The following is a 22,073-nucleotide window of genomic DNA, read 5'->3' as shown; positions in this document are numbered from 1 at the left end:
GACACTCTGGTCAGCCGCGGTGCCTATAAAACACCTACGGGCTGTCCGCCGCGATGGCCCCTCAAGGGTACCCGTGCGCCTGCCACCAGAGGATCGTGGATGTCGATTGCAAGTTTCGTTCGCAACAGCGCGCTCGCAATGATGGCGATTCTGCTCGCCGGCGGGTTGCTGGCCGCTTGGCGGCTCGATCGCATCCGCATGGGTGGCGAGATGCAGCTGCGGCAGCAGCTCAATGCCGATCTCATCGCGGACATTCTCCCGCCGCCCGAATACATCATCGAGCCGTTTCTCGAAGCCACGCTGATCGCCCGGAATCCAGAGACGGTGGGCGAGCATGCGAACCGGCTGGATGATCTTCACAAGCAGTATGACGAGCGGAACCGCTTCTGGCAGACCGCGCGCGTAGGCGAGGACCTGCGGAGCCAGCTGCTGCAGCAGGCCCATCCCGCGGCGCAGAAGTTCTGGAACGAAATCGAACAGGGATTGGTCCCCGCCGCGCGCAAGGGCGACCGGGCCGCGATCGACGCCAGCTACGCAAAGTTGCGCGCCCTGTACGACACCCACCGCACCGCCATCGACAAGCTCGTGGCGATGGCTAACGACGCGCAATCGCAAATCAAGGCCAAGGGCAACTCCGAATTTTCCCTCGCGATCGCCATCGTGGTGGTACTGGGACTGATCGTTGCCGCGCAGGCAGCCCATTTCTACCTGACGATGTACCGCCGCGTGCTGGAGCCGATCGGCACCTTGTCCGGCCTGACCGACCGGCTCGCCCGCGGTGAGGTCGCCACCATCCCCTATCAGGATCGTACCGACGAAATGGGCCGCATCGCCTGCGGCCTGGAGCATTACCGTGCCGCCGCCGCGGCCCAGAGCGAGTCCGACGCGCGCAAGCTCGAGGAGCAGCGCGACGTCACCGAAGTGTTGGGCAACGGCCTGCTGGCGCTGCGCGAGGGTGACTTGTCGCGCACGATCGACCGCCGCTTCCCCGCTGAATATGAAGTGCTGCGGCAGAACATCAACGAGGCGATCGCCTCGCTGCGCGCCCGCGTGCAGCTGGTCAGCGAGAGCGCGGACAACATCCGGAACACCTCGTCCGAGGTCGCGCACGGCTCGGAAGACCTTGCGCACCGCACTGAGAAGAGCGCCGCCAATCTCGCCCAGGCGACCGAGGCGCTGACCAAGATCGAGGAGCGGCTGCGCGCCACCATGATCGCTGCCGACAACACGGTGAAGCGTGCCGGCGAAGCCACCACGGCGCTGCGCGACGGCCGCGGCACCACCGCCCGCGCCGTGCAGGCGATGGACCGCGCCAGCGGCAGCGCCCGGAATATCGACGGCGTGATCGAGGGCCTCGACAAGATCGCCTTCCAGACGCGCGTGCTGGCGATGAACGCGGCGGTCGAGGCTGGCCGCGCCGGCGAGGCGGGCCGCGGCTTCATGGTCGTCGCCGATCTCGTCGCCGCGCTTGCGCTCCGCGCCGAGGATCAGGCCAAGCAGGCGCGCGACATGCTGAGCGAGACCCAGGCGGACATCATCCAGGCCGCGGACGCAGTGCACGACACCGACACCGCACTCGACACGATCTCCGGCGACGTCGAAGCCGTGCACGATCTGATCGCGGCGATCGACCATGACAACCACGCCCAGTCTGCGGCCGTGAGCCAGGTGGCGACGGCGATGAAGGCGATGGACCTGGTGACGCAGCAAAATGCCGCGATGGTCGAGGAAACCTCGGCCGCGATCCGCAACCTCTCGGGCGAAGTCAACGCCCTCGCCCAGCGCGCCGCCGCCTTCCGGTTCGAACGGACCACCGGCATGCGCATGGCAGCCCCCGAGCGCGAAATCGCAACGGTCCACTGATCCCTGTAAAAGCGGCCCCGTCGCACTGCGACAGGGCCGCTTTTCCTGTCAGGCGCGGTTCGCGGCGCTCAGCACGGCCCGGACCGACGCCGTCGCGATATCCGCATCGATGCCAACGCCGAATACCGTCCGGCCATCCTCGGTCCGGCACTCGACATAGGCCGCCGCCTGCGCGTCCGCCCCGCCGCCGATGGCGTGCTCGCTGTAATCGACCACGTCGAACCGCGGCCCGGTCGACCCTGCCAGCGCATCGACCACGCCCGAGATCAGGCCATTGCCGCGGCCGGAGATCGACTGCGCGGCCCCATCGATCGAGATACGGCCGACGAACACGCGGCTGCCGGCGCTGCCGGTTTCCTCATAATCGACCAGCGCGATCCGGTCCTTGTCACCGGGCAGATACACGCGCTCGAATAGCCCCCAGATATCGGTGGCATTGAGCTCGCGGCTGGTCTCGTCGGCCAGTGCCTGGACGTGCTTGGAGAATTCCGCCTGCATCCGCTTGGGCAGCTTGAGCCCCTTGTCCTGCTCGAGCACCCAGGCGACGCCCCCCTTGCCCGACTGCGAGTTGACGCGGATCACCGCTTCATAGTCGCGGCCGAGATCCTTGGGATCGATCGGCAGGTACGGCACGTCCCAGATCTGGTCGTTGCGGGCGGCCTGCGAGGCGAAGCCCTTTTTGATCGCATCCTGGTGGCTACCGGAAAAGGCGGTGAATACCAGGTCGCCCGCATAGGGATGGCGCGGGTGGACGGGGAGTTGGTTGCAGTATTCGACCGTCTGGATCACCTCGTCGATGTCCGAGAAGTCGAGCCCGGGATTCAGCCCCTGCGTGTACATGTTGAGCGCCAGCGTCACGAGATCGACATTGCCGGTCCGCTCGCCATTGCCGAACAGGCAGCCCTCGACGCGGTCGGCGCCCGCCAGCAGCCCAAGTTCCGACGCAGCAACGCCGGTGCCGCGATCGTTGTGGGTGTGCAGGCTGATCACGACGCTGTCGCGGCTACGGATATTGCGGCAGAACCACTCGATCTGGTCGGCATAGATATTGGGCGTCGCCGCCTCGACGGTTGCCGGCAGGTTGAGGATCAGCGGGCGCTCCGGCGTCGGGCGCAGGATGTCCATCACCGCCTCGCAGACCTCGACCGAGAAATCGAGCTCGGCGGTCGAGAAGGTCTCGGGGCTATATTCGAAATGCCACTCGGTATCGGGCTGCTTGGCCGCTTCGTCGCGCAGCACCTTGGCGCCCTCGATAGCAATCTGGCGGATCTCATCGCGACTCATGCCGAACACGATGCGGCGCCAGGCCGGCGAGACGGCATTGTAGAGGTGGACGATCGCCTGCTTGGCGCCCTTCAGCGACTGAAAGCTGGTCTCGATCAGGTCGCGGCGCGACTGGGTGAGCACCTGGACGATCACGTCGTCGGGCACCTTGCCCTCGCGCACCAGCCCGGAGATGAAGTCGAATTCGGTGGCGCCGGCGCTCGGGAAGCCGACCTCGATCTCCTTGAGCCCCACCTTGACCAGCAGTTCGAAGAAGCGGGTCTTCTTCTCGCCGTCCATCGGATCGATCAGCGCCTGGTTGCCGTCGCGCATGTCGGTGGAAAGCCAGCGCGGCGCCTTGGTGATGGTGCGGCTGGGCCATTGGCGATCGGGCAGATCCACCTGCGGGAAGGGACGATATTTGACGCTGGGGTCGCGCAACATGGGTCGTGTCTCTCTTGAAGGTCGGGCCGCGCCTAGCGCAGCCACGATGCGTTAGGGAAGCTCCGGTTTGCCCTTAGGGGAGACGCGCGCAGGCGAGATCGGCCCCTAAGGGCGGATAAGTCGCAGGGTAAGGCGCAGGGCGTCGGTCACCACGCTCTAGTGCCGCAACTGGCCAGATTTGTCCAGCTTCGACTAAACGCCTGCAAAACAAGGGAGCTTTCGTGATATTGATCGGTTGTTAACCAGAATACGCCGAAGAAGCGTGCTCGCAGGAGAGGAAATCCATGCTGCAGCTCGTCTATATCAGTTCCGTCAATCCCGCGGCGCCCTGCCCCACGCAGGACATCCTGACGGTTTCCCGCCGCAACAATGCGCGCGACCGGATCACCGGGCTGCTCTATGCGGATGCCGGGCGCTTCCTGCAGGCGCTGGAAGGGCCGGAGGACGCCGTGGAAGCGGCCTATGCCCGGATCCGCGGCGACCGCCGGCATCGCGCGATCGTGCTGCTGTCGCGCCAGCAGGTCGATCGCCGCGCCTTCGGCCATTGGGAAATGGCGCATCGCGCGCCCGGTGCCGACGCCGCGAGCTTCCTAGACGAGGTTCGGCGGCTCACCGCCGACGCTACGCCGGACGTGCGCGGCACCTTCGAGGGTCTCGTGCGAACCCGAGTCTTGGCCTGACCGCGCAACTTTACTACATTTTTGCGGCAAAGTGTTGCTCGCTTGCACCACCGCAGCGCCGCAAAATGCCGCTTCGGCGCGCTTCCATGCTGTCTGCGCTGGACAGACGCACTTTCCCGCGATCAAAGGCGTACAGGGGCGTGCATCACCGCACGAACCGCAGTACATCGTTGGTTGCGACAAGGGGGAGGAAGCCTCTCAATCCCGAGGCGCTGACGAAGGAATAGCCCCATAAGGGGCACGAACAGGAGTTAGACACGATGGCCGAGACCAAAGCACGCGGTGGCATTGCCAAGCCGGTTACCCCTTCGCCCGAACTGGCGAAGATTGTGGGCACCGCCGATCTGCCGCGCAGCGAGATCGTCAGCAAGGTTTGGGAATATATCAAGAAGCACAACCTGCAGAACCCGGCGAACAAGCGCGAGATTCTGGCCGACGAAACGCTGAAGCCGATCTTCGGCGGCGACAAGGCCACCATGTTCGAGATGAACAAGCACCTCGCCAAGCACGTCAAGTAAGCGGGGGCGGTCCGCCCGCTGCGGGCGGCGCCAACAACAAGAGGGGCAGGCATCTCGGGATGCCTGCCCCTCTTCGCTTCCGGGACTATCGAGAGCGCAGCGGATGAGGTCGCGTCAGTGTGCCAGCACCAGCGGCACCGGACATTCGGCCAGCATCCGCCGGGTCACGCCGCCAAAGGCCGCTTCCAGGAACCGGCTGTGGCCAAAGCCGCCCATCACGAGATAGGCCGCCTTGAGCGCCTCCAGGACCGTAAAGATCGCAGCGCTCACCGTATCGGTCTTCGGCACGACGCGCACCTCGGGCCGGATGCCGTGCCGCGACAGATATTCCGCCGCTTCGGCGGCAGGCAGCCGCAGCGTGCCTTCATCGACCACCAGGATCGTCACCGTGCCGGCATGCTTCAGCAGCGATACGCTCGCCTGCAGCGCCGCCTCGGCGGTGCGCGAGCCATCCCATGCGACCACGGCGTGGCCATAGAGGTCGAAGCCCAGGGTCTTCTCCGGCACCGCGACGATCGGCTTGCCGGTCTTCAGGATCGTGTCGCAGATCAGGTCGCGCATGTCGGGATAGTCGACCTTGTCGAGTTCGCGATTGAGCACCACCAGATCGGCGAGCGCGGTCGCGTCGCGCAGGCATTCGCGGGCGAAGCCGGTGGCGTCGATCCAGTCATAGGGAACGTCCTCGGCCTTCAGCCGCGCCTCCATCCGCACGCGATTGGCTGCCTCGCGGGTCTGTTCGTCGGCGAGCAGCGCCGCGCCACCCCCGAATTCGACATAATCGCCGACATAGGCCGGCACGATCGCGACATCGATGCAGCGCAGATGCCCTTCCAGCCCCCGCGTCAGGTCGAGCGCCGCCTGGAACCGTGCCTCCTGTCCGGCGTCGTCATGCATCAGAACGAGTACATTCTTCATGGTCGCCTCCATTGCACCCCGGTCTTCTTCGAGGATGCTGGGAGGCTAGGCAGAACCAATTTTCCCCGACATGCGGTTAGTTACGGATACTCGGCTGCAATCGTTACCAATTCTTCCTGATCGAGGATCACGAAGCTCCGCAGGTCAGGTAGCGCGATCACCCCGTCGCGCTTCATTGCAGTGAGCTTGCGGCTGACCGTCTCGATCGTCAGGCCCAGCAGCTCGGCCATTTGCTGGCGGGTCAGCGGCAGCGCCACCGGCGCGCCGGGCGAACAGGTGCCCCGTGCGGCGAACTGGAGGAGCAAGCTGGCCACCCGCTCCTCGGCGGACTTGCGGCCGAGCAGCAGCATCCAGCGGCGCAGCTGGTCCAGCTCGTCATAGGCGCGGGTCAGCAGCGCCTGGCCGATCTCGGGATGCGCCTCGACCAGCGCCGGCAGCGCGCTGCGCGGGAACACGCACAGCTCGGTCTCGGTCAGCGCGGTGACGCAGTGGCTCGACGGCCGCTCGCTGATCGCGCCGACAAAGTCGGCTGGGAAGGCAAGCCCGAGCATCTGCTCGCGGCCATCCTCCAGCGAGGCGGAGAGCTTCACCAGGCCGTGATGGAGAATGCCGACCTGCTCGGCAGTATCTCCCTGCCAGATCAGCACCTCCCCGCGGCGCAGCACCCGCTTGCGACCGATGCGATTGAGCGCGTCGAGCGCGCCGGCGGAAATGCCGCCACATAGCGATGCCATCCGCACGCCACAGGCCGCGCAGCGCGCCGGCAGACTCCAATCCGCCGCGCCAAGATCCAGCTGGGTTCGATCCATGTACATATCCGCCTCCGCGCGTGGCATGCCGCGCGTGTGCAGGGCTTGTCGTTACGTATTGATCCGCAGGGATGAAGCCCACTAACTTGGGAACATTACCTACCCGCGACGTTGCGCGCGATCAAAACCGCGCGACGAACTTGCGGGTACCCGGTGCCTCGTCGAACACGAGGAGAAATGAACCATGCGTACTTCGCTTTTTGTCGGTCTGGCCGCTGCCGGCCTGCTGGCCTCGACTGCGAGCGCCCAGGCACAGGACAAGGCGGGAATCGCGGCCGGCGACTGGCTGGTCCGCCTGCGCGGCATCGTCGTTGCCCCCAATGAATCGTCGACCGGCATCACGCCCGGCATCCCTACCGGCAAGGTCGGCGTGGGCGATGCGGTGATGCCTGAAGTCGACTTCACCTATATGGCCACCGACAATATCGGCGCCGAGCTGATCGTCTCCAGCACCCGCCATGACATCCAGGGCCGCGAGGCGATCTCGGCCCTCGGCAAGGTCGGCCACACCTGGGTGCTGCCGCCGACGCTGACGCTGCAGTATCACTTCATGCCCAAGGCCGCGATCCGCCCCTATCTCGGTGCCGGCATCAACTACACCACCTTCTATTCGGCGAAGACCAGCGATTCGCTGAACAAGGCGCTCGGCCAGACCAGCCTCTCGCTCAAGGACAGCGTCGGCTACGCGCTGCAGGCCGGTGTGGACATCGACTTGAACAAGAAGTTCTTCCTGAACCTCGACGTCAAGTACATCGACATGGGCACCACTGCCCGGCTCAACACCGGCGGCACGATCAACCAGACCAAGGTGGACATCAACCCGCTGGTGTTCGGCTTCGGCGTCGGCACCCGCTTCTGAGGTGGGCCTCCCGCGCCCCAAAGGGGCGGGGGAAACAAAAGGGGAGCCGCGTGCTAGGGCGCGCGGCTCCCCTTTTTCGTCAGGACAATGCGGTTATGCGGCTGGCGGGGCGAGATAGTCGTGGACGACTTCGCCGCAGCTGAGCGTGAGATCGGCGAGGATGTGCGTTGCCGAGACCACCCCGCGCACCGGCAGCTTGGCGACCGGCGCAAGGCAGTGCGGATGGAGCTCGAGGCTCGCGGGGCCGGTCCACGCGCCCTTCACCGTCACCTCGCTAGGGGCATAGCGGACCAGTTCGCAGACGCGCGCCGTGCCGTCCACATGCGGCAGCACCTTCAGCAGAAAGGTCGGCGTGGTCAGGAATGCGGCCATCGCGACGGGATCCAGCGCCTGATACTTGTACGCCATGGTGCCCGTCGCGACGCGCACGCCGTTATAGTCGAGCGTGCAGACCAGCGCGTCGTTGCGCACTTCCACCTTGGGTTGCGCGAACATCTTGGGGAACCCCCAGATCTCGCGACCCGAGGCAATGCCAGCCTCGCTGTCCAGATACATGGCGTGGGTGAAGCCACCGGGCGCGCCCTGATAGGTGACCGGGAGCACCTGGCCGGATTCGGTATAGTCGCCGAGCCCGCTGGAATCCGGCATCTTGATGAATTCGTACTTCACGATCGGATCGGCGGGCATCAGCGGCGCCGGGATCACCTGCGCCAGCGCCTCCGGATCGGTGCGATAGGCGATGATCACGAACTCGCGGTTGATGAAGCGGAACGGCGGCTTCGGATAGGCCGGGCTGGAAACGGGCATGGCATAGGCAGACGCGCGGATTTCGTCCTCGGTCATGGGAGTCTCCTCGGGAGGTGTAGGGAAAAGTCGGGCCAGGAACCGGTCGGCACTCTCCACGGCGGTAGGCACGCGACGGCGGGCTGTCTCAAGGCGCGGGAAGCCGCCAGCAGTGCATCTCGCGCGCGCTTCGAGAACGCACGGTACTCCTACCGGGGGAGGACGGTGGCGTTCAGTGAGTGCGAGGTAAGGCAGCCCCTGCTAACGGGCATGCCGACGCGTTCACCTGCTGGGAAAGCACCCGCCAAGAAGGCGTCAGGCCCCGGAGGGACTACGCTTGGGCGTCCGCTCCTGGCGGTGCTTAGATTGTCGATACTTCACCTGGCCGCGCCCCAGTCCGCGCTTTGCTGCAAGCGCAGCGCTCTCTATGGTGCCACCATGGCTCGCATACTGGTGGTGGAAGACGACGGCGCAACGGCCGAGGCAATCGCCCATGAACTGCGCGCGCATGGCCATGATGTGACCGTCGCCGAAACGGGCGAAGCCGCACTCGCGGCGGCGCAGGAGGCGACGCTCGACGCGCTCACCCTCGATCGATTGCTGCCGGACATGGACGGCCTTGCCCTGCTCGCCCGGCTCCGCGCGACGGGTGTGCAGGCGCCAGTGCTGATGGTCAGCGCGCTGGGCGATGTGGACCAGCGAATCGCCGGCCTCCGCGCCGGGGGCGACGACTATCTGATCAAGCCCTTCGCGCCGAGCGAACTGGCCGTCCGGATCGAAGTGCTTCTGCGCCGGACCCAGCAATCCGTCGAAACGCTGCTGCAGGTCGGCAGCATCCAGCTCGACCTGCTGCGCCGGGAAGCGCGCGTTCGCGGCACCCCGGTGCGCCTGCTCCAGATGGAGTTCAAGCTGCTCGAATTTCTCATGCGCAATGCCGGGGTCACGGTCAGCCGGCGCGTATTGTTCGAGCAGGTGTGGAACTATCACTTCGATCCCGGCGCGAACCTGATCAACGTCCATGTCGCCCGGCTCCGCCGCAAGCTGGAACTGCCGGATGTCCCCTCGGCGATCGCGACGGTGAAGGGCGAAGGCTATCGGTTCGATGCCGTCTGATCGGCTGCGTTGGCGCGACGTTCGCGCCACGACCCCCTTCCGGCTGACACTGCTGCTCGGATCGGTATTCCTCGTCGCCCTGTGGGCCACGCTCGCAACCAGCTATGTCTTCACCGCGCACGAACTGCTCGCGCGCAGCGACCAGATTCTCTTGATGCGTGCCAACGCCCTGCTCGCATCGCCGCCGGCGGCGTTGCCGGATCGGCTGCGCGCAGAGATCGCTAACACCACCCCCGGCCTCAGCTATTTCGCGCTGCTCGGCCGGGACGGCGAACAGGTGGTCGGCAATGTCGACCTGCCCGCCCCGCCCCGCATCGGCACGCCCTATGCGGTTCCCGCCGCGCCGGGCGTCCATGGGCCGCTCCGCGTCCTTGCCGTGCGCACGACGGCGGGGGAGACGATCCTGCTGGCGCGTGACATCCTGCCCATCCAGGATTTGCGGATCCGGCTGCTCCAGATCCTGCTCGTCAGCGGGCTGGCCGGCACCGCGTTGGTGGTGACCGCGGCGATGCTGCTCAGCATCGGGCCGTTGCGGCGCGTCCGCGATCTCGAGCGGGCCAGCCGCATCATTGCCGCAGGCGGCCTCGGCCATCGCATGCCGATTGCCGGTCGCCGCGACGAGCTCGACCAGTTCGCCGCCACGGTGAACCTGATGCTCGACGAGGTCGCGCATGTCGTGGCGCAGGTGAAAAGCGCCACCGATGCCATCGCGCACGACCTGCGCACGCCGCTCACCCGCGTGCGCGCGACGCTGCACCGGATGCACCAGGAAACGCCGCTGCCGGAAGCCGCGCGCAGCGTGACCGAACGCGCGATCGAGGATCTCGACGCCGTGGTCGACCGGTTTGCCGCGCTGCTCCGCATCGCCGAACTCGAGGCGAGCGGCCGCCGCGCAGGCATGGTCTCCGTCGACCTGCAAATGCTGCTGGGCGAGCTGGCCGAGTTGTACGCGCCCCTGGCCGAAGAGCGCGGCGTTGCGCTAACCATCGACCTGCGCGGCGCGCGCCGCGTCACAGCGGACCCGGAGCTCTTGTTCGAAGCGGTAGGCAACGTCCTCGACAATGCCATCAAGTTCACACGATCAAGAGTCACGCTGCGGCTTCGAGAGCGCGCGGATGTGCCCGTCATCGAAGTGATCGACGACGGCCCCGGCATACCCGTGGATGAACGCGAGGCGGTCTTGCGCCGCTTTCACCGGGCGAGCGGGGCTGCCGGTGTCGAAGGGACAGGCCTGGGACTCGCGGTCGTCAGCGCCATCCTCCACCTGCACGGGTTCACCCTTGCGTTCGGCGACGCAGCGCCCGGCCTGATCGCGAGCATCGAGCTGCGCGCGTCCCAGAGGTGAAATTCATTTAATTCGCCATCGCTGCAGCGCGGGAGCAAATGCCCTGGCGCCGGCGCTGCGGCGTCCCCCACCCCCCGCGCCCAGCGCCGGCACCCTGTTTTCCGTTGCGCAGGCTGCCCATGCTCCATCTCATCCGCATCGCGCTCAGCAAGCCGCTCACCTTCGTCGTCCTCGCGATCCTGATCGTGCTGGGCGGCGGCGTGGCGGCGCTGACGACGCCGACCGACATCTTTCCCGACATCAAGATCCCGGTGATCGCCGCGGTGTGGACCTATCGCGGCCTGCCGCCCGAGGAGATGTCCGGCCGCGTCGTCTATTATTACGAGCGGCAGCTCACCTCGACGGTGAACGACATCGATCATATCGAGAGCCAGAGCCTCGCCGGCATCGGCATCGTCAAGATCTTCTTCCGCCCGAACGTCGACATCCGCACCGCCACCGCGCAGGTGACGAGCATGAGCCAGACCGTGCTCAAGCAGATGCCGCCGGGCATCACCCCGCCGCTGATCCTCAACTACAACGCCTCGACCGTACCGATCCTGCAGCTGGCACTCTCGTCCAAGACGCTCTCCGAAGCGAAGATCTTCGACCTCGGCCAGAACGCGATCCGCCCGGCGCTCGCCTCGGTGGGGGGCGCCGCCGTGCCTTCGCCCTATGGCGGCAAGGAGCGCCAGATCCAGATCGACATCGACCCGGCCGCGCTCCAGGCCCACCACCTCTCCGCGACCGATGTTGGCAACGCGCTTGCCCAGCAGAACCAGATCGTGCCCGCCGGCACCACCAAGATCGGCAGCTATGAGTACAATATCAGGCTCAACAACGCGCCGCAGGTGATCGACCAGCTGAACGAGCTGCCGATCAAGACGGTCGATGGCGCCACCGTGCTGATGCGCGACGTCGCCCATGTCCATGACGGCTCGCCGCCCCAGCGCAACATCGTCCGCGTCGACGGCCACCGCGCCGTCCTGATGACGATCCTGAAGAGCGGCGCGGCCTCGACCATCGCCATTGTCGACGGGGTCAAGGCGCTGCTCCCCAAGCTCGCGGAAACGCTGCCGCCCGACCTGAAGGTGCTGCCGCTCTCCGACCAGTCGCTGTTCGTCAAGGCGGCGGTCAACGGGGTGGTCCGCGAAGGCGCGATCGCGGCGGCGCTGACCAGCCTGATGATCCTGCTGTTCCTCGGCTCGTGGCGCTCGACCGTGATCATCGCCGCCTCGATCCCGCTGGCGGTGCTGGCGGCGGTCGCCGGCCTCGCCGCCGCCGGGCAGACGCTCAACATCATGACGCTGGGCGGCCTTGCCCTCGCCGTCGGCATCCTGGTCGACGACGCGACGGTGACCATCGAGAACATCAACTGGCACCTCGAACAGGGCAAGACGGTGCGCGACGCCATCCTGGATGGCGCGCGGCAGATCGTGCAGCCCGCCTTCGTCTCGTTGCTCTGCATCTGCATCGCCTTCCTGCCGATGTTCTTCCTGCCGGGCGTCGCGGGCTTCCTGTTCGCGCCTATGGCCGAGGCGGTGGTGTTCGCGATGATCGCCAGCTTCGTGCTCAGCCGCACGCTGGTGCCGACCATGGGCAATTTCCTGCTCCGCCAGCACGCGGGCGCCCACACGATCGAACACATGGTCAGCCATGACTCGATGACCGGGATGCCGAAGAGCCGCAATCCGTTCCGCCGCTTCCAGCACGGGTTCGAACAGCGCTTCGAGACGATCCGCCGCTATTATCTGTCGCTGCTCGGCTTCGCGCTGGCCCGGCGCAAGGCGTTCGTCCCCGCCTTCCTGCTGGTGGTGCTCGCCTCTTTCGCGCTGATCCCGATGCTGGGGCAGACCTTCTTCCCGACAGTCGACGCCGGGCAGATCAACCTCCACGTCCGCGCGCCGGTCGGTACGCGCATCGAGGAGACGGCGGCGCTGTTCGACCATATCGAAGACCGGATCCGCGGCGTCGTGCCGCCCGATCAACTGGTGTCGATCGTCGACAATATCGGCCTGCCGATCAGCGGCATCAACCGCGCCTATTCGAACACCGGCGGCATCGGCCCACAGGACGGCGACATCCTGATTACCCTGTCCAAGGAACACAAGCCGACCGCCGACTATGTGAAGGCGCTGCGCAAGGCGCTGCCCGATGCCTTCCCGGGCTCGACCTTCTCGTTCCTGCCCGCCGACATCATCAGCCAGATCCTGAACTTCGGCGCCCCCGCCCCGATCGACGTGCAGGTCGCCGGCCCGGACAAGAAGGCCAACGAGGCCTATGCCCATCTGCTCGCCGAGAAGATGAACCATATCGCGGGCATCGCCGACGTCCGCGTGCAGCAGGCGAACGATTATCCCGAACTCGCCTTCGACGTCGACCGCGCCCAGGCCAACCGCGTCGGCATCACCGAGAACGACGTGACCAAAAGCCTGTCGGTCAATCTTGCCGGCAGCTTCCAGGTGGCGCCCGCCTTCTGGCTCAACCCGAAGAACGGCGTGTCCTACCCGATCGTCGTCCAGGCGCCGCAGTACCGCATCGACACCATGTCCGACCTGCAGAACCTGCCGGTCACCGGCACGCAGGGCAGTGCCCAGCTGCTCGGCGGCATCGGGACGCTCCACCGCGAACCGAGCGCGGCGGTGGTCTCGCACTATGCGGTGCAACCGGTGTTCGACGTCTATGCGACGACGCAGGGCCGCGATCTCGGGGCGGTGGCGGCGGGCATCCAGAAGGTGCTCAAGGATACCGAAGGTCAGCGGCCCAAGGGCGCCACGGTCGCGCTGCGCGGCCAGGTCGAGACGATGAACACGGCCTTTTCCGGGCTGCTGTTCGGCCTCGCCGGTGCGGTGGTGCTGATCTACCTGCTGATCGTCGTCAACTTCCAGTCGTGGATCGACCCGGCGGTGATCGTCTCGGCGCTGCCGGCGGCGCTGGCGGGCATCGTCTGGATGCTGTTCGCCACCCACACGCCGCTCTCGGTGCCGGCGCTCACCGGTGCGATCATGTGCATGGGCGTCGCCACCGCCAACTCGGTGCTGGTCGTCAGCTTTGCCCGCGAGCGGCTCGCCGAGACCGGCGACGCGCTCAGGGCAGCGATGGAGGCAGGCGCCACCCGCTTCCGCCCGGTGCTGATGACCGCGCTCGCCATGATCATCGGCATGGCGCCGATGGCGCTGGGCCTGGGCGAAGGCGGCGAACAGAACGCGCCGCTCGGCCGCGCCGTGATCGGCGGCCTGATCTGCGCGACGCTCGCCACCCTGATCTTCGTCCCCGTCGTGTTCAGCATCGCGCACCGCCGCGACAAGCTCCGTCAACCCTCCGACCTCGCAGCCGAGGACCTTGTTTATGCAGAGTGAAGCCCCCCTTGCCCCCCAGACCCACGCCCCGCGCGGATTGAAGACGGCCGGCATCGCCGCCGTGGTGATCGCCGGTGCGGTGATCGCGCTCGGCACGATGAGCCGGGCCCGTGATAACGGCGAAGCCCAGCACTGGTCCGATGCCCGCTCGATCCCGGTGGTGCATCTAGTACCCGTGCAGGCCGCAGCCGCCAGCGGCACGCTCAGCCTGCCGGGCACGATGGAAGCATGGGACGCCGCCAAGCTCTATGCTCGCGTCGGCGGCTATGTCCGCGGCTGGGACAAGGATATCGGCGCCACCGTCGCGGCCGGCACCCCCCTCGCCCAGATCGACACGCCCGAGCTCGACCAGCAGATCGGCCAGGCACGCGCCGACCTTACCAGCGCGCTGGCCAATGCCGGGCTGGCGAAAAGCACTGCCGCACGCTGGAACGACCTGCTCACCACCCATTCGGTCTCGCAGCAGGAAGCGGACGAGAAGAATGGCGAGCTTGCCGTCCGGAACGCGGCGGTGAACGCCGCCCGCGCCAATCTGGGCCGGCTGCTGGCGATGAAGGGCTTCGCCACGGTCCGTGCGCCCTTTGCCGGCGTGGTGACGCAGCGCGCCGCGGACATCGGCGATCTGGTCGGCCCCAGCAGCGGCAACCAGCAGCCGCTCTTCTCGGTGGCAGATGTGCGCAAAATTCGCATCTATGTGAGCGTGCCGCAGGTCTATTCCTCGGCGATCCATCCGGGCCTCGCCGCCACACTAAGCGTGCCCGACTATCCCGGCCGCAGCTTCACCGCGCAGGTGATCGGCCAGTCGGGCGCGATCAGCCAGCAGAGCGGTGCCTTCCAGGTGCAGCTCGTCACCGACAACCCCGGCGCGCTGCTCAAGCCCGGCGGCTATGCCAAGGTCGGCTTCAACGTCGCGGGGCAAGCGGGCACGGTGCAGATCCCGTCGAGCGCGCTGGTCTTCCGCGCGGAGGGCGCGCGGGTCGCGCTGGTCAGTCCGGACGGGCATGTCCACCTGCAGGCGATCACCATCGGCCGCGATCTCGGTCCCACGGTGGAAGTGCTGGGCGGCCTCAAGCCCGGCGACCGCGTCGTCGACAATCCGCCGGACTCGGTGAGCGAGGGCGAGCTGGTGCGGGTGCAGCAGAGCCATGCCTAAGCGCCTGACCCTCGCCTGCCTCGCCGTCGCCACTGCCCTGTCGGGCTGCGGCACGGCGCCGGCCTATCGCCCGCCGGTCGTCCCCGCCCCGCCGGCGTTCAAGGAAGCCGGACCCTGGACGACCGCCGCCCCGGCGCTACCCGTCGACGGCAGCTGGTGGACCATCTTCGCCGATCCGGTGCTCGACGGCCTCGAACGCAAGGTCGCCAGCGACAATCCGACGCTGCAGGGCGCACTCGGCCGCTACGAGGCGGCGCAGGCCTATGTCCGCCAGGCCGGCGCGGGGCTGCTGCCCAGCTTCGGCGTGCGCGCGGACGTGACCCAGAACCGCCAGTCCGACAATCGCCCACTACGGGGCGGCAACCAGCCCGATGTTTATGCGGCGGACACGCTGTCGGCCGGCATCGGCTGGGAGCCCGATCTGTGGGGCGGCCTGCACGCCCGCGTCGCCGCCAGCCGCGCCGAAGCACAGGCGAGCGGCGACGACCTCGCCGCGATCCGGCTCGCGCTCGAAACCGCGCTGGCCCAGCGCTATGTCGAACTGCGCGGGCTCGATGCGCAGGCACAAATGCTCACCGACACGGTAAGCGCCTATGCCCAGGCCGATGCGCTGATCCGGCGGCGCTTTGCCGGCGGCATCGCCTCGGGCATCGACGTCGCCCGCGCCGGCGCGCTGCTCGCCGACGCGCGGGCGCAGCTTGCCGACATCGCCGCGTCGCGCGCGCTGGTCGAACACGCCATTGCCAGCCTGGTAGGGCAGCCGGCGAGCAGCTTCACCCTTGCGCCCGCCGCCGGCCAACCGGCGATCCCGGCGCTGCCGCCCGCGCTGCCCTCGACACTGCTGCAGCGCCGGCCGGACGTGGTTGCCGCCGAGCGCCGCATGTTCGCAGCCAATCAGGAGATCGGCGTCGCGCACGCGGCCTTCTTCCCCTCGATCACGCTCGGCGGCAGCGGCGGTGTCCAGAACACTGCGCTCGCCGGGCTGGTCGCTGCGCCGAACACGCTCTGGTCGATCGGGCCGAGCGCGATCCTGTCGATCTTCGACGGCGGCCGGCGGCGCGCGGCGCTTGCTGCCGCCCGCGCCCGCTGGACCGAGACCACGGCCGACTATCGCGGCCGCGTGCTTACCGCCTTCCAGGAGGTGGAGGACGGGCTTGCCCAGCTGCATCACTTCGGCGACGAAGCGAACGCCCAGGCAGACGCCGTCCGCCTGGCCGGGGAAGCCGAGCAACTGGCGCTCAACCGCTATGAAAAGGGCGTGGTCACCTATCTCGACGTCGCGACCGCGCAGGCCTCGGCCCTGCAGGCGCGGCGCAAGGCACTCGATCTGCAGACCCGCCGGCTCGATGCCTGTATCCGCCTGATCGGCGCTACCGGCGGCGGCTGGCAGAGGAATCCCATTGCAAATCAATGATTTGACGAAGTCATGGTGGTGACCCGGAGAGGATTCGAACCTCCGACCTCTCGATTAGGAATCGAGAGGAAAGCCTTATTTTTCAACATTGCTTTCTACATATTCACCTTCCGTTCCCGTACGGTATCCTGCGGCTTTCCAGAATTTGTCAAAACGCCGAGCCACGCGGATGTTCTACCACTGTTCCGCCTTGGGACAAAGCCAGGCGATCGCCCCGGGGTTGGAACGCATCGCGAACATGATCTATATCAGCACGGCTTGGGCCAGCGAGGGCGTGCACCATGGGACCATCTCCGGACGTCATCAGACAGCGTATCGCGGCGGCTTGCACTGAGCAGGGGAAATCGCTGGCGACCCTCTCCCGCGTGCTCGGTCACCAGGAAGGCTATATCGCCCGCTTCGTGCGCAGCGCGGTGCCCTACGAGCTGTCGGCGGCAGACCGCGCGAAGGCCGCCGAGTACCTCGGCGTGCCGGGGCCGCACCTCGGCGCCCCTGCCCGGCCCGACGATCTGCGAGCATATGCCGAGCGGAAGCGCTATCGGCCGGAGTACCGGACCGTGCTGCGCCGGGCGACCTGACAGCACCCGCTTGCGCCATTGGCCGGGCGTGGCATCCTACCCCTCGCGACTCACGCAAGGAGAGGGACTTACATGCTCCGCATCACGACCATCGCCGCCACGCTCGCCCTGATCGCCGCGCCCGCGCTCGCCGCCGCTCCCTGCAAGGACGCCAAGGGCAAGTTCACCAAGTGCCCGCCGACCGCTGCCTCGGCGACCACCGGCGGGGTCACGAAGGACGCGAAGGGCAAGTGCCACATCGCCAGCGGCCCTAAGAAGGGCCAGTTCATCAAGTGCCCGTAAGGGAACCTTCGGAGCAAGAACGGCGATGAATAATCGACCGCGCTGCATTTATTGCGGCGAAGAGGGGCAGTCTGCAGAGCATCTTTATGGCCAATGGCTGCGCGATATCTTGCCGGACTTCGGAAACAAGCATGTTATAACTACGACAGGGTGGCGGGATGGACTCCGCCAAGAGCCAATTGACGAAAGTAGGTTCAAGGCGGGAAGCTTGTACAATGCCAGTGTCCGCGCGCCTTGCCGATCTTGCAATAGCGGGTGGATGAATGTCATTAATGGGGAAGCGCGGGAGGCCTTAACGCGGCTCAAAGAGGGGGAATGGTGGCCAACAACTCCTTCAGAGCGCGAGGCACTTGCGACATGGTTGACAATGTTTACTATAAATCACACTTACGCTCTCCCTCTTGCATCCCCGATACCAGCTGATGAACCAAAAAAATTCATGACCGCTCGCCGTCCTATGCCACGTTGGAGCTTCTGGGTTGGCTTGCTTCATCCAGAATGCCGCTGGCAAGTAGGAACAAAGCATACCAAAACGATGTTTTTTGGAAACACAGACTTGGCGGCGGGACCAAACTCCCTGACACTTTGCATACCGTTAAAACGCGCTCTGTTCATGTGCTTTCGTACTAGCACAGGATTCTCGATCTCAGCCGAAGCAGCAAAAAAGTACCTCTTCCTTTCATCGATATGGCCAATGAAGGCATGGAATATGTTTCCTTCCCCGCCATTGATTGATGATGTTCGAGCTGAGAATATTGCCCACTGGATGGAGAGGCCAAAAATTTGGGCAGCCCTTGTCAATAAGCCCTCATCCGCCATTGAATACGGTCAGTGACCTTAGCGGGCTTCTGGCAGAACACCGCCGCGGGGCCTGGCTTCACGGTGGTGCCCTGTGATGCGTACGAGCTGGTCGCCCCGACCTACCCCAGGGCGATGATGACCATCCTCGAGCCGGGCGATATCGATCGCTGGTTGCGCGGCAGCTACGACGACATCGTAGGCCTGCAGCGGCCCTACGACGCAGAGCGGATGTCCGTGCGCGGGCCAGTGTTCCCGACGCGGTCCGGACGCGAGCAATAATCACGTGCGTTCGCGCGAAGCGGAGCCCCCTCGAAGTGTCGGCCTGAGTCGATCCTGCACCTCTGACCAGATCACGTGTGATCGATCTTGGTCGCGCTTGCGCCCAGCCGCGGCGTAAATCCGCTCGAGCGCCTGGTCGGCTGCGCCAAAGCGCAGCACCGGGTTGTCGGAGGCGACCTCCCGCCAGAACATCCTGAAATCGCGAGCGTCCCCTCGTTTGAGGCTCCACAGGTATGCGAGGGCCATCGCCAGCGCGCGGCTGCGATACACCTGCTGATAGCGGCATTCATGCAATGCCTCTTCCAGAGCCAAGAGCGCCTTGGCCGTCAGATCTTCGCCGACTCGCATCAGCGGAACATTAGTGGAACACGCGAGGGAGTCGACAGCTGTCGTGGCCGTAGGGTACATATTCGCTACAATAGGAAGGAACGACGATGGACAGTTGGCTTGGCGCGCTCGCCCTGGCGATCTTTGTGGCGGTCATAGTTGGAAGCGGCCTGCTTTCCGGCGAGAAGGGCAAGAACCGCACCTGTTCGGACTGCGGCTACCGTCCCACAAACGACGGCAGCAGCGTGTGCGAGCGGTGTATGGCAGACGACTGGGCATGAGGAGCGCAGGCGGTGCAGCCTATTCGTCTGGCACCTCGCACAGGAAGTAGTCTTCAAACGTCCGTCGGGGCTTCTTGGGTATCACCCAGGCGCCCTCGGTGACGGCGACGACGTGCCGCCGCAGATAGCTGATCTGCACTTTCAGATTCCCGTCGATGTCGGCTTCTTCGTTCACGCTGCCCAGCATCAAGCCCAACCCGTGGCGAAGCCTGCCACGCCCCTTGATAAGGCCCGCCATCAGCCGAGCCTGGACGCCACGAATGACCGGCTGTTCCAGCCCCCGGTAGAATATCCTCGGAGCGCCGGTCATGTTGCCCTCGAAGCGCCACGGCCCGAAGTCGACAAACGGCACATTTTCAGCGCCGCAGCGCGGGCAGATCTCGGGCATGGTCACGACCGCCGCAACTCGCCCATGGTCAGGAACGCCAGCCCGAATGAGCCGGTCGCCCAGTCCGTGGGCAACACGGCGACGCGATCGGACTGGGCGCCGTCACCGGGCCGGTGAAGGATCGCCGAACCATCCTGCATCAGGACGGTGTTGACCTGGGGCTCGGACGAACTGGTGACACCTGCCTTCACCGTTGCTTGGGCGGCGGCGGCGGCATCCGCCGCGGTCTTCGCGGCCGCAGCGGCCACTTCGGCCTTAGCTTGCGTCTCCGCCGCGGCCCGCGCCGCGGCGACGAATACTTCTGCTTGCGTCATGTCGGTGTTCCTCAGTTCAGGAAGTTCCAGCCGTCCGTCTTGCTGGTCCCCTTGCCGTAGGGGGCTGGAACGTTGCCGGCGCCCGGGCCAAGGATGCAGTAGGCTGTCCGCGCGATAGAGCCCGTGCCGCCGGCCTCGTATCCGGACTCGCCGGCCGAGGGGTGCACCTTGTCCTTGCTGGCCTGCCCGGTGACACCGGCATAATCCTGCGGCGCCTGGTTCCAGTGATTGTAGATGGCCATGCCCTGATAATTGCCCGCGCCACTCGCCGGCCCGACCGGGTTGGTGTCGAGGGTGAGATCCACCACGGCGTGCAACACCGTGTGGTCAATCGTGCCATCCTGGATCATCTTGTTGTTCAGCGCCTGGCGCGCGGCCTCACTAGGGCCGCCGGTGCGGGTCGCTTCGGTGTCGGGGGCGGTGAAGGCAGTAAATACCGCTTGCGACGCAATCGGCAGATCCGCGATGCCGGCCTTAATGTCCTGCACATACAGCGCCATGTCGTTAAACACGCCGACGCCATAGCCGCCGTTGTAGCCTTCGTGCATGTGGATGTGCGGGATCAACCCTGCCTCTTGGAACCAAGGGGCGCGGATGATGTCGATCACGTCTTGCTGGACGTACGCCCGGAGCCCTGGGAACGTGAAGCCATGGCGCGCGACCATCGCCCACGCGCCCGGCCGCTTGCCCGCCATCGCCATCAGCTGAGCGGCATAGGCGAGCTGACTGCCACCGGTGGAGGATGCGTTCTGCGTCGTCTCGATGCCAACGGTCTGCACGATCGAATTGCCGGAAATGATTGGATAGTATGTCGCCCCGGCATAGGGGTGCGCCACGCCTGCCTTTACCCGCTGGCGGTACGCATACTGGAGATGATCGGCGGCGCTCAGTTCGGTCGCCCAGGCGTGGCAGCCGTAGATCTCCATGTTCGTGGTGTACGAGCTCGCCGAACGGGCGCCGATCGTCCAGGTGCCGGCAATGAACGCGCTCTGTGGCACCGTCATCCGATTGATGATCACGCCGTCCATGATAGCGATCATCGGGTTCTGCGTGGGCGCAGAGCTTCCGGCGTTCTGGCTGCACGACATCCCCGCGGTGCCCCACGCAGTGCCGATATTTGCCTCTCGCCACAGGTTCGAAAGGCCGGGGGTAACCAGCGCCCCCCGAGTATTCTGCGTCCACAGCACGGTGGCAGCGTTCTTGCCGTTGGTTTCGCCGCCGAACATGTGCCCGGCGTTGAACTCCGAACTCGTCGAATTTCGGCCAACCGCCAGCACCGTAATGCCGCGGCTCTCGTTGATCCCCGAGGAGGTTGCGGCCGCATCCATCAACGCGTGGGCGCCGATGCTGAACAGGTTGGCGCCGTTGGTCTTCACCGCTGGCAGGCCGCCCTGCCCGCTCGCGAGGAACGTCGGCTTCTGCGAGCCCGTGGGGACGGCCGCAATCCCGGTAATGCGACATAGCCAATTGGTGTTGATCTGAGCCGCGTTGGCGAAGCCGGTGATATCTGCCGGATTGTACCATGCCGCCATCTGATGCGGTTTCGGGAAACCGATCTTGGAAGGCGTCGCGGTTACTTCCGCCGAGGTCCACGACCCGCCACCATTTTCGAACACGAAATCATAATACTGCGCGGCGTCGTTTGTCAGACTGTCATGCAGCCAGCGATAGACGATCTGCCCCGCGTTGAAGGCAATGGTCTGGATGACCGTCTTGGCTCCGCCTGCAGTCGCGCTCCGGCGAATGCGCAAGACCGTCGGGGTGCCGCCCGTGGTCGGTGGGCGCACGATCAGGCCATTCTGGAACACGCCTTCGATAGCGGCGACGGAGGCTGCCGGCCCGGGAGCCGCCAGCGTGTCGTCGTTGAGGATGGCGCCGACGGCGGTCGCCCAAGCGATGCCGTTTTGCGAGAGCGTGAAAAGGTACGTCTCATCGGTCTCGATCGTCGTGTCGCCGGCGATCAGCCACTGAACCGTCTTGGAGGTCTCCCCCGGTGCGAAGCTGACGGTGCCGGCTGGATAGGTGCCGCCGAAGTCCGTCGCATCGACCGGGTTCGTTCCGGTCGGCCCGAGCGCCCAGTCGAACGTATGCGTCGCCGTCGAGCCGTTCCGGTTGAGCGTGATCAGCACCGACGCGGCGGTGGTGCCGCTGTTGCCCTCGGTCACAGACGCGATCTGCCCCAGGGTGACCGTCACTGCCGGGAACTGCTGCGGGCTGGGCACCCACTGCCCGAGCATGGCCACCGTGGCGATCGAAAGGTTCAGCCTGTTCAGGCGCATTGTGAATTTCCTTGAGCGCGGATGGGGAGAAGGTGGGCAGCGGCCCG

The 22,073-nt window shown here is 66.1% G+C and carries 21 protein-coding genes and 1 pseudogene; 14 read left to right on the top strand and 8 right to left on the bottom strand.

Annotated elements, in window-relative coordinates; translation table 11 throughout:
* Positions 1–99 precede the first annotated feature (99 nt).
* Complete coding sequence (locus SAZ01S_RS08360) at positions 100–1,863, top strand: methyl-accepting chemotaxis protein (protein WP_084581815.1); 1,764 nt, start codon at positions 100–102, stop codon at positions 1,861–1,863.
* Between the two features lie 48 nt (positions 1,864–1,911).
* On the opposite strand, the gene leuA is transcribed toward SAZ01S_RS08360, so the two are convergent.
* On the bottom strand, positions 1,912–3,570 hold the full coding sequence (leuA, locus tag SAZ01S_RS08355; protein ID WP_084581814.1) for a 2-isopropylmalate synthase: 1,659 nt from the start codon (positions 3,568–3,570) through the stop codon (positions 1,912–1,914).
* 284 nt (positions 3,571–3,854) lie between these two features.
* Here leuA and SAZ01S_RS08350 point away from each other — a divergent pair, with 284 nt between their 5' ends.
* Complete coding sequence (locus tag SAZ01S_RS08350) at positions 3,855–4,250, top strand: BLUF domain-containing protein (RefSeq protein WP_084581813.1); 396 nt, start codon at positions 3,855–3,857, stop codon at positions 4,248–4,250.
* Between the two features lie 260 nt (positions 4,251–4,510).
* Entirely contained in the window at positions 4,511–4,768 is a 258-nt protein-coding gene (locus tag SAZ01S_RS08345; protein ID WP_066717263.1) for an SWIB/MDM2 domain-containing protein, read from the top strand.
* A 114-nt stretch (positions 4,769–4,882) separates the two neighbouring features.
* On the opposite strand, the gene SAZ01S_RS08340 is transcribed toward SAZ01S_RS08345, so the two are convergent.
* Both SAZ01S_RS08340 and SAZ01S_RS08335 read right to left on the bottom strand, forming a co-directional pair.
* Positions 4,883–5,683: a universal stress protein gene (locus SAZ01S_RS08340; RefSeq protein WP_167693108.1), complete on the bottom strand. Its 801-nt coding sequence runs from the start codon at positions 5,681–5,683 to the stop codon at positions 4,883–4,885.
* Between the two features lie 80 nt (positions 5,684–5,763).
* Entirely contained in the window at positions 5,764–6,498 is a 735-nt protein-coding gene (locus SAZ01S_RS08335) for a Crp/Fnr family transcriptional regulator (RefSeq protein ID WP_084581811.1), read from the bottom strand.
* A 178-nt stretch (positions 6,499–6,676) separates the two neighbouring features.
* Here SAZ01S_RS08335 and SAZ01S_RS08330 point away from each other — a divergent pair, with 178 nt between their 5' ends.
* Positions 6,677–7,351, top strand: a complete 675-nt coding sequence (locus tag SAZ01S_RS08330) for an OmpW/AlkL family protein (protein WP_084581810.1) — start codon at positions 6,677–6,679, stop codon at positions 7,349–7,351.
* A gap of 93 nt (positions 7,352–7,444) precedes the next feature.
* Here SAZ01S_RS08330 and SAZ01S_RS08325 read toward each other — a convergent pair whose 3' ends face one another.
* Positions 7,445–8,194, bottom strand: coding sequence for an acetoacetate decarboxylase (locus tag SAZ01S_RS08325; protein ID WP_084581809.1), 750 nt, complete (start codon positions 8,192–8,194; stop codon positions 7,445–7,447).
* Positions 8,195–8,572: 378 nt separating this feature from the next.
* Between SAZ01S_RS08325 and SAZ01S_RS08320 the strand changes: the two genes are divergently transcribed.
* The 9 genes and pseudogenes from SAZ01S_RS08320 to SAZ01S_RS24280 form a co-directional block, all read left to right on the top strand.
* Positions 8,573–9,247, top strand: a complete 675-nt coding sequence (locus SAZ01S_RS08320) for a response regulator transcription factor (RefSeq protein WP_084581808.1) — start codon at positions 8,573–8,575, stop codon at positions 9,245–9,247.
* Positions 9,237–10,592: a sensor histidine kinase gene (locus SAZ01S_RS08315; RefSeq protein WP_084581807.1), complete on the top strand. Its 1,356-nt coding sequence runs from the start codon at positions 9,237–9,239 to the stop codon at positions 10,590–10,592. The genes SAZ01S_RS08320 and SAZ01S_RS08315 overlap by 11 nt, the downstream gene beginning before the upstream one ends.
* 119 nt (positions 10,593–10,711) lie before the next feature.
* Positions 10,712–13,930, top strand: a complete 3,219-nt coding sequence (locus SAZ01S_RS08310; RefSeq protein ID WP_084581806.1) for an efflux RND transporter permease subunit — start codon at positions 10,712–10,714, stop codon at positions 13,928–13,930.
* A complete protein-coding gene (locus SAZ01S_RS08305; RefSeq protein ID WP_084581805.1) occupies positions 13,920–15,083 on the top strand; it encodes an efflux RND transporter periplasmic adaptor subunit in 1,164 nt (387 codons plus the stop codon). The genes SAZ01S_RS08310 and SAZ01S_RS08305 overlap by 11 nt, the downstream gene beginning before the upstream one ends.
* Positions 15,076–16,497 carry an efflux transporter outer membrane subunit gene (locus tag SAZ01S_RS08300; protein ID WP_084581804.1) on the top strand — a complete coding sequence of 474 codons (1,422 nt, stop codon included), beginning with the start codon at positions 15,076–15,078 and terminating at the stop codon, positions 16,495–16,497. The genes SAZ01S_RS08305 and SAZ01S_RS08300 overlap by 8 nt, the downstream gene beginning before the upstream one ends.
* Positions 16,498–16,862: 365 nt before the next feature.
* Entirely contained in the window at positions 16,863–17,075 is a 213-nt protein-coding gene (locus tag SAZ01S_RS08290; RefSeq protein ID WP_245824718.1) for a phage repressor protein, read from the top strand.
* A gap of 72 nt (positions 17,076–17,147) precedes the next feature.
* The gene (locus SAZ01S_RS08285) at positions 17,148–17,357 is read left to right on the top strand and encodes a hypothetical protein (RefSeq protein ID WP_084581802.1); all 210 of its coding nucleotides are present in this window, start codon (positions 17,148–17,150) and stop codon (positions 17,355–17,357) included.
* Between the two features lie 259 nt (positions 17,358–17,616).
* Positions 17,617–18,192 carry a hypothetical protein gene (locus tag SAZ01S_RS23595; protein WP_218018043.1) on the top strand — a complete coding sequence of 192 codons (576 nt, stop codon included), beginning with the start codon at positions 17,617–17,619 and terminating at the stop codon, positions 18,190–18,192.
* A gap of 2 nt (positions 18,193–18,194) precedes the next feature.
* Positions 18,195–18,437 (top strand): annotated as a pseudogene (locus SAZ01S_RS24280) (DUF159 family protein); the annotation flags it as partial.
* Here SAZ01S_RS24280 and SAZ01S_RS08275 read toward each other — a convergent pair.
* The gene (locus SAZ01S_RS08275; protein WP_139809994.1) at positions 18,438–18,785 is read right to left on the bottom strand and encodes a hypothetical protein; all 348 of its coding nucleotides are present in this window, start codon (positions 18,783–18,785) and stop codon (positions 18,438–18,440) included. It lies immediately after the preceding pseudogene.
* A gap of 86 nt (positions 18,786–18,871) precedes the next feature.
* Here SAZ01S_RS08275 and SAZ01S_RS23980 point away from each other — a divergent pair, with 86 nt between their 5' ends.
* Positions 18,872–19,045: a hypothetical protein gene (locus SAZ01S_RS23980; RefSeq protein WP_167693106.1), complete on the top strand. Its 174-nt coding sequence runs from the start codon at positions 18,872–18,874 to the stop codon at positions 19,043–19,045.
* A gap of 19 nt (positions 19,046–19,064) precedes the next feature.
* On the opposite strand, the gene SAZ01S_RS08270 is transcribed toward SAZ01S_RS23980, so the two are convergent.
* Genes SAZ01S_RS08270 through SAZ01S_RS08260 form a run of 3 tightly spaced genes read right to left on the bottom strand, consistent with a single transcriptional unit; the run spans position 19,065 to position 22,026 of the window.
* A complete protein-coding gene (locus tag SAZ01S_RS08270; RefSeq protein WP_139809993.1) occupies positions 19,065–19,439 on the bottom strand; it encodes a hypothetical protein in 375 nt (124 codons plus the stop codon).
* Entirely contained in the window at positions 19,436–19,747 is a 312-nt protein-coding gene (locus SAZ01S_RS08265; protein ID WP_084581798.1) for a hypothetical protein, read from the bottom strand. Before SAZ01S_RS08265 ends, SAZ01S_RS08270 begins: the two co-directional genes overlap by 4 nt.
* Before the next feature lie 11 nt (positions 19,748–19,758).
* Positions 19,759–22,026 (bottom strand): hypothetical protein, encoded by a 2,268-nt coding sequence (locus SAZ01S_RS08260; RefSeq protein ID WP_084581797.1) that lies wholly within the window; start codon positions 22,024–22,026, stop codon positions 19,759–19,761.
* Between the last annotated feature and the right edge of the window lie 47 nt (positions 22,027–22,073).

The sequence above is a fragment of the Sphingomonas azotifigens NBRC 15497 genome (assembly GCF_002091475.1).
Classification (GTDB): domain Bacteria; phylum Pseudomonadota; class Alphaproteobacteria; order Sphingomonadales; family Sphingomonadaceae; genus Sphingomonas; species Sphingomonas azotifigens.
This window is presented reverse-complemented; position numbering and strand designations above follow the sequence as displayed.